The organism is Nocardia sp. NBC_01499, assembly GCF_045040275.1.
GTDB lineage: Bacteria > Actinomycetota > Actinomycetes > Mycobacteriales > Mycobacteriaceae > Nocardia.
Window position 1 is genome coordinate 5871761 of sequence record NZ_CP109426.1, and the last position, 11556, is coordinate 5883316.

Sequence of the window (11556 nt, forward strand, 5' to 3'; positions counted from 1 at the left end):
GTCCGGGAGGTCGCGAGCCGGATCGGGTCGGGCCTGCGGGGTCGTGGCTCGACCGGCCGATTTACCGTGCGGCGGGGCGGGACGCCGGTGGTGGCGCGCGGGTGGGACGATGGCGGGCGTGTCTGCTGTCCGTCGGTTTCCTGTGGTGGCGGATCTGACGTTGGTGACGGCGGGTGCGATGACCGCCAATGTGGCGGGATATCTGCTGCAGTTGCTGGCGGGGCGGTGGCTCGGGGTTTCCGGGTACAGCGAGTTCGCGAGTCTGCTCGCGGTGCAGCTGTTGTGTGCGGTGCCCGCGCTCGCATTGCAGAACGTGGTGGCCAGGGAGCTGGTGCGGGGAGCGAGCGTCGCGGCGCTGCGCGGGCTGCAGTGGCGGTGCGCGGTGATCGTCGCGGTGGTTGTCGCGGTGCTGGTGCCGGTGGTAACCAGTGCGTTGAACGTGGGGGTCGCCGCGTGTGCGGCGGCGCTCGGTGCGGCGCCCGCCTTGGTGCTGTTATCCGGGGAGCAGGGAGTTCTGCAGGGCGGCAGGCGATTTCGGGCGTTGGGCGTTGTGCTCGGTGCCGCCGGGATGCTCCGTGTCGCGCCCGCGCTCGTGGTGCTCGCTGTGGGTGGCGGTGCGGCGCTTGCGCTGTGTGCGGCGGCGCTTGGTATCGCGGTTGCCGCGGTATTCGCCCGGTTCGTCGCGGGGTCGCCGGACTCGCGGACGCGCACCGGAACCGACGAGGACGAGATCGTCCATGGCATCGGGGTGCTGCCGGTGCTGCGGGCCGCGCAGGTGCAGGCGGCATTGATGGCGTTGTCATCGACGGATCTGATCGTGGTCCGCATGGTCCTCGACGACGCGGATGCCAGCCGCTACGCGCTCGGCACCATCGCCGCGAAGATCGCATTCTGGCTGCCGCAGGCGGTCGGCGTCGTGCTGTATCCACGGATGGCCCAGCCGACGCATTCGGCGCGGGCGATCAGGTCGGCGCTTGCGGTGTTGTCGGGCATCGGCATTGTCGCGGTGCTCTGCGCCGCCCTCGCCGCGCCGCTGGCGCCGCTGCTGGCGGGCCAGGATTACGCACCGATTCAGGGCTTGCTCTGGCTGTTCGCCTTGCACGGCGCCATTCTCGCGGTGCTGCAGGGCGCGATGCTTTCGGCTATCGCGGTGGACCGCACCGCCCTCGCCGCGCTGACCTGGCTCGGCCTCGCCGTCGAAGTGACACTGATGGTTTCGTTCGCCCGCTCGATCCCGGCGCTCATCACCACCGTCGCCTCCGTTGCGGCCGTCACCACCCTCGTCGTCGCGGTGATCGTCCTGCGCACCGCCGATCGCGACAGCGACGCGCGAATCCACCAACCCGCACCAAAGCACTAGCGGATCGCGAGGCTCTCCCCCGCACCGATTCTCCTAGCGGCCCACCGCTGACTCAACGCACCAACTGATTTCGTGAGCACATGGGTAACTCAGCGGGTACCGGCAAACCTAACCAATTACCCGACTTCCGGCCGCCAACGTACTATCGTCGCACTCTGTCTGGCCTGAATACTCAGAGAGGCGGGGGAGATCATGATTACTGCTGTGCATACCTTGGTTTATGCGGAGGATGCAGAGGCGGCTCGGGGGTTCTTCCGGGACGTGCTGCATTGGCCGAATGTCGACGCGCACGAGGGGTGGCTCATCTTCGGTACCGGCCCGAGCGAGCTCGGGGTACATCCGGCGGAAGGATCACCGCGCCACGAGATTTCGCTGATGTGTGACGACATCGAGCAGACGGTGGCCGAATTAGGCGGGCGGGGAGTGGAATTCGCCGGTCCGATCGCCGATCGTTCCTTCGGACGGTGCATCGATATGCGCGTCCCCGGTGCTGGCACGATGCTGCTCTATCAGGCGCGGCACCCGCTCGCCTATCCACTGTCCGAAACATAAAGGCCGACAACGAATTCGGCCCCCGGTCGGTGACCGGGGGCCGAACTCATCAGCTAACTCAAGGCTGCTTCGTTATCTTGATCTGCTCGGTCGGCGGATCATTGTCCGCGCGACGCGCACCGCCGGACGGTGTGGATCCACCGCGCCCCTGGCTCAGCGGTCCACCGCTGCGCGCCGGAGCCGGCGTCGACCCGCCGCCGCGAAGTCCGAGGACGGCGCCGACGATCAGCGCGATCACACCGAGCACGCCGAGCACGATCGGCAGGATCCGCCCGTACAGCGACAGCTTGTCGATGTTCTCCTTGGCGACCGAGATCTGCGACTCGATGGTGTTCTCGTCGAACACGATGTGCGACTTCAGCGCGGTGACCTCGGGCTTCGAATCCCGGCCGTAGTACAGGTGGATCTGCTCGCCACCCTTGATCACGGTGCCGGTCTTCGGCTCGACCCACAGGTCACGGGTGTTGGTGTACCAGCGCGACATGGTGACGTCGCCGTCGCCGGGCACACCCCACTTCGCGGCGGGGAAGGTCAGCTTGTTGGTCGGCGCCTTCACCACGTCGTACAGGTTGGTCGCCGGGATGGTCTGCTGGAAGTGATAGACCTTCATGTTGTTGATCTCGGACTCCTCGACGAAGTTGACGTCGAAGGTCTTGCGCGCGTTGAGATCGAAGTACGGGTAGGTCTTCTTCTCGGTCCCGATCGGGAACCGGTACTGCAGGCCGGTGTGCTGCACCGGATCGGCGACCGACTTCAGTTCCTTGTCCACGGTGACCGCGATGGAGCCGTTCGGATTCTTCGCGACCGGCTCACCGGACTTGCGGTCGATGGTTACGCGGTCGATGGTCGCGGTGAGCAGGCCGGTGTCGCCCTGCTTGTCGATGCGCCGCAGCGTCTGCCCCGCCTGCACCGTCATCTCGTCGGCGTCGGAGGGCTCCTCAACGGTGAGGAAGCGCTGCGAGACCAGCGGCACGTTCGAGTCGATCTTCGCGGCACCCTCCGGCGCGGTGAGCGACTTGGAGTCGAGCACCAGGCTGTCCTCACCTGGCGCGTTGGTCGCGATGGTGGTGATCTCGAGATCGAGGGGAGTCTTCGCCAGTTTGCTGACGGTGTAGGTCGGGATCAGCAGCGCGGCGACAATCAGCAACGCGCCGAGACCCACGAGCAGGCAGGCCACCGTCCTTCTGGTTCCGGCACTCAGTGCCATGCAAACTCTCCTCGTCGTAGAACAGGGGTCGTTCAGGCGAGTACGGCGGGCCGCCCGCGGCACTCGTGAGCCCCGACACTAACAGTCCGGTGTCGTACCATGCGGTGCCGAGGCCGGAAACGGCCGAGAAATCGCCCGAGTTAGCGCGGAATGTGAAACGTCGAGTTATCACCTGAGAATTGGCAAGGCAGACTGGAGCCCGATGACCGCGACCCTGCCGACCACCCCCGCTGCCGTCGCCCCGGCGACCGAATCGGTGCCGCCGCGCGCCTTCTTGCCCGCGCTCGAAGGTATGCGCGGAATGGCCGCGCTCGGTGTGCTGTTGACCCACGTCGCGTTCCAGACCGGAGCCGCGGGCACACCGGTGTTCGGGCGGGTGCTCGGCCGGTTCGACATGGCGGTCGCGGTGTTCTTCGCGCTGTCCGGGTTTCTGCTCTGGCGCCCGCACGCGGCCGCGGCGCGCGGGCTGGGTCGTGCGCCGTCGCTCGGCTACTACCTGCGGCATCGCGCCGCGCGCATTCTGCCCGCGTATTGGTTTGTGGTGTGCGTGGTTCTGGTGCTGTTGCCGAGTGCGGCCGGAACCGCGGGATTGCGGGTATGGGTATCGAATCTGGCGCTGCTGCAAGTGTTCGTGCCATTGACGCTGACCGACGGGCTGACGCAGATGTGGAGCCTTTCGGTCGAGGTGGCCTTCTATCTGGTGCTGCCGCTGCTGGCGTTCGCGGCGATGTGGTTGCGCGGGAGCGCCGCTCGGTGGCGAGTACCGGTGCTACTCGGACTTGCGGCGGTGTGCCTGAGTTGGAACTTCATTCCGGTGCCGACGCCGGACGCCATACATTCCGACAATTGGCTGCCCGGATATCTGCCGTGGTTCGCGATGGGAATGGTGCTCGCCGAACTCTCTTTTGGTAGCGAACGGCTATCACGCTGGCGTCGGCTGGTGGGGAAGCAATGGTTGATGTGGACCATCGCGCTGATCGCCTTCCTGGTTTCGGCCACCGATATCGGCGGACCCGCCGGACTGACGCACGCCGAGCCGTGGCAGTACGCGTCGAAGATGGGGCTCGGCGCGATCATCGGCTTCGCGCTGCTCGCTCCGCTGGTGCTCGGCGACCCGACCCGACCGCATCGCTGGCTGACCTCGCGGGTGGCCGCGACCATCGGGCGGTGGTCCTACGGCATCTTCATCTGGCACCTGGCGGTGCTGTGGGTGGTGTTCCCGGTGTTCGGGATCGTGCCGTTCAACGGCCACTTCGGCTACGTCGTCATCCTCACGATCGCGCTGACCCTGCCGGTCGCGGCGGCCAGTTACGCGTTGATCGAGGAGCCGATGCGGCAGTGGGCGCGCGGCAGGGACCGGGCGAAGCCGGTGCGGGAAGTCGAGGAGGAGGACCGCCTCGCGGCTCCTTGATCGGCCGTCTCAGGTGTCCAGTTGCCGATGCATGTCGAGCAGATGGTGGCGGAGTTCGTGCAGGGTGTGCAGCGCGAGCCAGCGCAGCGAACGTTCCTGCGGCTCGGGATAGCTGTACATCAGGGTTCGTTCCCAGTCGTCGTCGTTCAGCCGTTCGAGCACATTGGCGAACAGTTGCGCCGCGTCCCTGAGCTGGCGGCCGACATCCGAGGGCCGCTGATCCGCGTAGCCGTCGTGCTCGACGCGCTCGTCCCGACCCATCGGGGTGGCGTCGGGCAGCTTCGTGCGCCGGGCGGCCAGCGCGCGTTCCCGTTGCACGAGAAGCACATCCCGCATGTGGCACGCGTATTCGAGCGGTGACCAGGTCTCGGGTTCCGGTCGCTGCCGCAGCTTCGGCGAGTCGGTGAGGAGTAGGTCCGCGTATTCCACCGCGTGCTCTCTGGCCAACGGCGCGACATCGGTCGCGCGGGCCAGGTCGTAAACGAAACCGCATTCAGCACAGGGGCTCACGACGCCACCTCGCTAGCGCTCGGTTCCGTCGTGCCCCCGAGGGCGCTGTATTTTCGGTTCTCTCGCTGGCGCTCGCTCACGCTGCCTGACATTATCAACGAGGTCCGTTGCGCCGCAGCCCGAATGCCCGAGGTGGTGGCAGCGCGGCGACGCCTACCGCGATGACGGCGAGCACGGCTGGTAGTTGCGCCAACAGGGAACCGCCCATGTATCCGCCCGCGGCCCGCCACGGGCCGGTCGACAGTGCCGCCGCCGATAGTGCCGTGCCGACGCCAGCGATGATGACCAGCGCTCTCTGCATCACCTGCGGGAAGAAGCGGACGGCGGCGAGTGTGCCTGCGGCGATGACGGTTCCGACCGGTCCGGCGATCAGGGTCGCGGCCGCCGCGAGGCCGATCGCGCCGAGCCAGCGGGGACCCCAGGTTCGAGGTGTGGAATCCGGCACGCCACCAACGAGATTCGCCTCAGCGGCCGCTGGAGCGTCTTCGGTGACCGGGTCGGGCGTGGTATTCGCCGCTGCGGCAACCGGTTTCGCGCGACGTGGAATGGCCAGGGCGAGCAGCGGGAGCAGTAGCAGGAGGCCGCCGAAGATGCTGAGGCGATACCAGCGGTCGATGGGGAAGGAGACGGTGACGGGGCCGGTGGCGTCGGACGGAAGCAGCCAGGCCTGTTGCCAGCCGTCGATGACAACCGGATCGAGGGTGCGTCCGTCGGAAGTTGTTGCGCGCCAGCCGACATTCGTGCTCAGCGGCAGCACCAGCACGCGAGGCCCGGACGCCGACTCGGCCGGTGCGGCGGGCCCGGTGCGGTCGAGGCGGAGCCGGTCGACGAAGAACAGGTCGGTCGGCCCGACGGAGACATCGGCTCGGCCCTTCGGCAGCGCGAGCCCGCCTGAATCCGGCTGGGACGACGCGTTATCCGGGCAGAGGCGCGCGGGAACCGGCGCGCCGGAGCGCAGTTCGGCCACGGTCCCGGTGACGGTGGTGTGCCGGAGCTGACCGTCGATATTGATGGTGGGGCCGATCTCGCACGGAACGGTGATCGCCCGGTCGAGCGGCGCCGGGGCAGGGTAGTCCGGGCCGAGCACCGACACCTCGGCCAGGCCCGGCGGCTGTGACTGCACGAAGCCGAGCGCCGTCTTGTCCAGCACCGGCCGCCAGCTCTGGATGCTGAGTTCGATGCGATCGGTCACGTGCGGGTGCAAGGAGATTCGAGTCGGCGCGCCTGGATCGCTCTTGTTCAGCTCGCGCACCTGCGGGCCAGCACCGAGATTGACCGCCACCGAGGTGGGTGCGGCGGGCAGGCCGCCGAGCGACGGGGTCAACTCCAGTCCGGTCACCAGCGCGGGCGCGGGCAGTTCGATGGTGAGGGTCGGCTTGGCGCCGGTCAGCACCCGCACCGAGTCCTCCGGTGCGGTCCAGCTGGTGCGCGGATCGCCGTCGGTGGCGGCGAACGCGGCTCCGCGCAGGTCGCCGACGTCGCCCTTGCCCCTGGCGACCGGGCGGTCGTGGTCGGTGAGCAGCGCCTCCAGCGCGGGACCCTGCCTGGTCCGGACGGTCAGCTCGGGCGTGACGGACATAGGTTCGGGCACCGAGAGCGTGCGTTCGAAGGCGCCGGGCTCCTCGGGCGCCAAGGCCAGCGCCTTGCTGCAGCGCACCCGGTTCGGCGAATCGAAACACGCACTGCGCCCGGGGAATTCCTGGCCGAGGTCCCACGCGCCGATCTGCGCGCCTGCCGGTGTCGGCGGTAGGACCGTCCGGTGCCGGATGTCGACGCGGACCGGCTGATCACGGTCGGCGTAGTCGTCCAGGGTGAGCTCGCTGATGCCGAACTGTCCACCGCTCGTGCCGGTTTCGGTGCGGATCGCGGTGATGGTGACCCACTGTGTCTGTCCCGCGGGCAGCGAAACCGACACCGGTTTACCGGGTTCGGTGATCCGGGTCGCCACGGTGCCGTTGGCGGTGCGCACCTCGACCCACTTCACCGGGTCGCCGATGGCGGCCGCGCTGGTGCTGAAGGTCAGTTGCCCGACCTGGATCGGTTTCGCCAGGTCGAGCCGAAGCCATTGGCCGAGTGCGTGTTCGGAGCCGTTGCTGATCCACGCCGTGGCCGGGTCGCCGTCGACGACGGCCGCGGTCGAGCTGCCGGGCGCGGCACCGCCGAGCTGGGTGGCGTCGGCCGCCGAGCTGGACGCGGTGATGGTCGCGCCCGACCATTCCGCGCGCACCAGGTCGGCGCCTGGCACCGGATAGTCGGGCACCAGGTTGTGGGTGCGGCGCGCGTCGTCGGGGGCGCGGACGGCGGAATTGTGGTTGTCGACGCGACCGAAGTCGGACTCCCGATCCATCGGGGTGTCGGTGACGGTCAGCGGTCCGAGCGGTAGACCGGCCCGCTTGGCATCGGCGGCGAGCATCGCAGGGGTGTCGGTGGTTCCCGGATCGCGGTGCAGTCGTTCGAGTACCTCAGGCCCGCCTTGGACGACGGGTACCGCGCCGAGCGGAACCGTGTACGCGCCCGGGAAAGACTGCGGCGCACCGGTTCCGCTGCGCACCTCGGTCGGTGTTCCCGGCGTCGGCGTTTGCACCCGATAGATCTCGACCGCCGGATAGGCGGGCCGCAGATCGCCGTCCGCGACCAAATCCTCGGCGATGACGGGTGATTCGATCGGATCACCGAACTCCGCCACCTTCGTCAGTCCCGGCGAACCCTCGATCGCGCTGTGCGCCAACATCGGCCGAGCCGATCGGGAGGTATCCGGATCGAGATCGTTGCGCAACACCAGAATCCCGATGCCCTGCCCGGCCAGTGTCGCCGCGAGTCCGGCCGACGGCCGACCGTCGGCGATCAGTCGCTGCACCGAATCCATCGCGCGGATGGTGCCCGGCGGGTTCAGCGGCACGGCGTCGCGGATCGCCCACGGCGTGCTCGCCAACGCCTGCAACGGCTCGTCGCGCGTCAGTCCCCACACCTGACTGCCGAACGGCGCGCCTGGCACGACCAGCGCGCGCGTGTCGGAGGCGTTGTGGTGCAACCAGTCCGCGGTCTGCTGCCAGTACGCGGGCACCGTGTCATAGGCGCCGCGCGGGGCAAGCTTGCCGGTCCAGGCCAGCGAGGTGGACAGCGCGAGCGCGGTCAGGATCAGCGCGGCCACCGCGACGCGACGATCCCGCTCCGGATGCGCGAACGCGCTGCGCCACACCGGCATCGGCACCGAGGCGGGCAGCGGCACCCTGGCGAGCAGCTGAGCGAGACCGAGCACCAACGGGATTCGGATCAGCGGCTCGAGCTTGTGCACATTGCGCAGCGGCGCGCCGCCGGAATCCAGGAAGAGCCGCACCGACTCCGCGAACGGTCCGCCCAGCTCACCGACGTATCCGGCGCAGATGCCGACCAGCCCGACGCACAGGATCAGCGTCAGCCGCCCCCGATACGGCATGGACCGCATCGCCAAACCCGCCAGGCCCGCCGCCGCGAGCAACCCGGTGGCAAGCACCGCGGCGGGCTGGGTCACCAGCACCGCGCCCGCGATGCGTTCCGGCGAGACGAACGGCGTCCAGCTGTCGGTGCCGCGCAACACCTCGGCGAGCGACGCCCATTGCGTTGTCACCCCGGACGATTCGATGTAGTCAAGGAACGGCGGGCTCACCTTGCCGAGCAGCAGCAGCGGCACCGCCCACCAGAACGTGGCGAGCACGAGCAACGGCACCCAGGCCCTGGTGAACCGCCACCACTCCCGATTCGGTCGATACGACGCCCACCACAGCAGCGCGGGCAGGAACGCCGCGACCGTCGCCACGGCATTGACCGACCCCATCAGCGCGAGTGCCAGCGCGCTTCCTGCGGCCGATTCGGCTCCGCCACGCCGCGTACGTTTCGAAGGCGCCTGGCCGGAGTCGGCTTCGGTCCGCGTGTTTCCCGGAGTTCGCCGCCGATTCCGGTAGCCGATGCCGAGCGCCGCGGGTGCCAGCAATACCCACGGCGCCAGCATCATCGGCAGTGTTTCCGAGGAAATCGAGCCGAGCGTGGTGAGCACGCGGGGCGAGAGCGCGAACGCGGCCGCCGCGATGACGCGGGAGCCTCGGGTGCCGATGCCGAGGGTCTCGCAGAGCCGGATGATGCCCCAGAATCCGGCGAGCAGCAACAGCGCCCACCAGATGCGCTGGGTGGCCCAGGGGGGCAGGCCGAGTACATGGCCGAGGGAGAAGAAGGCGCCGTGCGGGAAGAAGTATCCGTAGGCCTGGTTCTGCACCTGGCCCATCGTGGCCTGGCTGCTCCACAGGTGGCTGGCGCGTTCGAGGAAACCGAGCGGATTCTGCGTCAGGTCGTATTTGGTGTCGGCGACGGTGCGCCCCGGCGTCTGCAGGAAGGTCAGCAGGAATGCCGCGAGTACCGTCCCGGCGAACCAGCGTCTACCAAGCGGCGCCACGCTCTGCCGCCGCGCCGCCGGTTCGAGCGAGTCGGCAGGTGAAGCGGGGGTCAGCTCAGCGACTGCCGTACTCGACGTTGTTCAGCAACGAGGAGTCCTTGTCGCCGCTGCGGTCGATGTCGGGCCGCGAGTTCTGCTGCACCGCCACCGTGACGAGGAACACCGCGATCACGCCGAGCACGGCGCCGCCGACAGCACTCGCAACACCAGGAACAGCAAACTTCATTGCGGCACTCCAATACATCGATGCAGGCACATTCCCGGTCAACCTAGCAGCCCGCTCCGGTATCCGGTGCGTTCAGCCCGCCGAATCTCCGCCGGTATCGCGGCTGGGGCGGCGGTCACAGCGCGGGTACGGCGCTATCAGCCGCTCGGGCCGCAACGATCAGTGCGCGGGGATGGCGCAGTGCAGGCTGCCGAGCAGGGTGCGCAGCTTGGCGGTGGTTTCGTCGAGCTCGGCCTTGGGGTCCGAGGCGGCGACGATGCCGCCGCCCGCGAAGGCGTGCACGGTGCGTCCGTCGGCCGACAACTCCGCGCAGCGGATGGCGACCACCCACGCGCCGTCGCCGCTGGCGTCGCACCAGCCGACGGCGCCGCCGTAGAAGCCTCGGTCTTCCTCCAGATCGGCGATCGCGTCCAGCGCGAGATCGGTCGGGGTGCCGCACACGGCGGGCGTCGGGTGTAGCAGCAGCGCGAGATCGAGTGCGGTGGTCGCCGGGTCGCGCAGCCGCCCGGTGATCGGGGTGGCGAGGTGCCAGACCTCGTGCGTGTTGATCAGTTCCGGACCGTCGGGGATAGACAGCTCGGCGCAGACCGGGGCGAGTTTGTCCCGAATCCATTCGATGACGAACGCGTGCTCGTCGCGATTCTTGGTGCTGGCCAACAGTTCCCGGGCTGTGGCCGCATCGGCGTCCGGCTCGGCTCGGCGGGGCGCGGTGCCTGCCAGCGGGCGCAGCGTGACCGTGTCGCCGTTGCGGGCGATGAGCACCTCGGGTGTGGCGCCGACCAGTGTCGCGCCGGTGCGCCCGGCCGGTGTCAGATCGACCGCGAACACATTCGCATGGGGATGGCGCGTCAGCAGGTGCGCCGCGACGAGTTCGGGGTCGAGCACGTCGGCCGCCGCCGCGACCACCGATCGCGCCGCGACCACCTTGCGCAGCGGCTGCGCCGGGTCGTTCAGCTGCTCGACGAGCTTGGTCACCCGCGCGATATGTTCAGCGGCACTGGGTATTTCGGTGACGAACTGCACGGCGGGCAGGTCGGGAAGCGCCGCTGGCCGCCACGGTCCCGCGGTGTGCCGCACCCGTTCCGGCACACTCAACGCGGCCGGTTTGCGCGGATCGAACGGCAGCGCGCCGACGATCATCTCCGTGCCGCCGTCCCGCAGCGCGGCCACCGCCCGATCAGCCTCGTCGAACGCGGCCCGGCTACCGAACGCCCGGACCACCCCGTCCGGCTGTGCAAGCAGGAATCCATCCATAGTCCCCCGACCTTATCCCCGCCCCAGCCCCATCGCGCCCGTCCGTGAGCGCCCTCACGACTATCCCGTTTTGGCGGCGGGTTCCTTGCCGGGCGGGACCATGAGCACGGGGCGGTGGCAGTGTTTGAGGACCGCGTCGGCGACGCTGCTGTGCATCAGGGCGCGGATGCCGGTGGCGCCTCGGGTGCCCGCGACGATGATGTCGACGTCGAGGTCGTCGGCGCATTCGACGATGGCGTTCCAGATGGTCGTCGTGCATTCGGCGGTGCGCGCCTCGGCATTGAGCCCGGCGAGCTTGGCCAGCCGGACGCCCTCGGTGTTGATGGTGCGAGCGTCGACGTAGGCGACGTCCTCGATTTCCTCTTCTGGCACCCATTCCGGCTGCATCACCCCGGACAACCCGGACAGGCGAGCGGCTTGGCGCACCATCGGCTCCCACGCGGTCAGCACGATGGCTCGGTCGGCGCTGAGGAACCGCCCGGCGTATTCAATGGCCCGCTTGGCGTTCTCGGACCCGTCGTAGGCAATGAGCATCAGATCGCAGGGCACGGGACCTCCTGGTGGGAGACTCACGGCTATTGACCAAGGCTACCTTGGCCGAGCTCGGCCC

Annotated in this window: 9 protein-coding genes; 3 read left to right on the top strand and 6 right to left on the bottom strand. The window is 68.9% G+C overall.

The annotated features are described in order from the left end of the window. The first annotated feature begins 109 nt into the window (after positions 1-109). Positions 110-1360: a polysaccharide biosynthesis protein gene (locus OG203_RS26855; RefSeq protein WP_405160035.1), complete on the top strand. Its 1251-nt coding sequence runs from the start codon at positions 110-112 to the stop codon at positions 1358-1360. 192 nt (positions 1361-1552) lie between these two features. After that, positions 1553-1912, top strand: coding sequence for a VOC family protein (locus OG203_RS26860; RefSeq protein ID WP_405160036.1), 360 nt, complete (start codon positions 1553-1555; stop codon positions 1910-1912). A gap of 58 nt (positions 1913-1970) precedes the next feature. Here OG203_RS26860 and OG203_RS26865 read toward each other — a convergent pair whose 3' ends face one another. Next, on the bottom strand, positions 1971-3119 hold the full coding sequence (locus tag OG203_RS26865) for a DUF3068 domain-containing protein (RefSeq protein WP_405160037.1): 1149 nt from the start codon (positions 3117-3119) through the stop codon (positions 1971-1973). A gap of 202 nt (positions 3120-3321) precedes the next feature. Here OG203_RS26865 and OG203_RS26870 point away from each other — a divergent pair, with 202 nt between their 5' ends. After that, a complete protein-coding gene (locus tag OG203_RS26870; protein ID WP_405160038.1) occupies positions 3322-4530 on the top strand; it encodes an acyltransferase family protein in 1209 nt (402 codons plus the stop codon). A gap of 9 nt (positions 4531-4539) precedes the next feature. Here OG203_RS26870 and OG203_RS26875 read toward each other — a convergent pair whose 3' ends face one another. The 5 genes from OG203_RS26875 to OG203_RS26895 all read right to left on the bottom strand — a co-directional run bounded on the left by OG203_RS26875 (position 4540) and on the right by OG203_RS26895 (position 11495). Then, positions 4540-4959 carry a DinB family protein gene (locus OG203_RS26875; protein ID WP_405168015.1) on the bottom strand — a complete coding sequence of 140 codons (420 nt, stop codon included), beginning with the start codon at positions 4957-4959 and terminating at the stop codon, positions 4540-4542. Between the two features lie 175 nt (positions 4960-5134). Continuing rightward, a complete protein-coding gene (locus OG203_RS26880) occupies positions 5135-9466 on the bottom strand; it encodes an alpha-(1->3)-arabinofuranosyltransferase (protein WP_405160039.1) in 4332 nt (1443 codons plus the stop codon). 55 nt (positions 9467-9521) lie between these two features. Next, the gene (locus OG203_RS26885; RefSeq protein WP_405160040.1) at positions 9522-9692 is read right to left on the bottom strand and encodes a DUF2613 domain-containing protein; all 171 of its coding nucleotides are present in this window, start codon (positions 9690-9692) and stop codon (positions 9522-9524) included. A gap of 159 nt (positions 9693-9851) precedes the next feature. Beyond that, on the bottom strand, positions 9852-10946 hold the full coding sequence (locus tag OG203_RS26890) for an isochorismate synthase MenF (protein WP_405160041.1): 1095 nt from the start codon (positions 10944-10946) through the stop codon (positions 9852-9854). A 60-nt stretch (positions 10947-11006) separates the two neighbouring features. Continuing rightward, entirely contained in the window at positions 11007-11495 is a 489-nt protein-coding gene (locus tag OG203_RS26895; protein ID WP_405160042.1) for a universal stress protein, read from the bottom strand. Positions 11496-11556 lie beyond the last annotated feature (61 nt).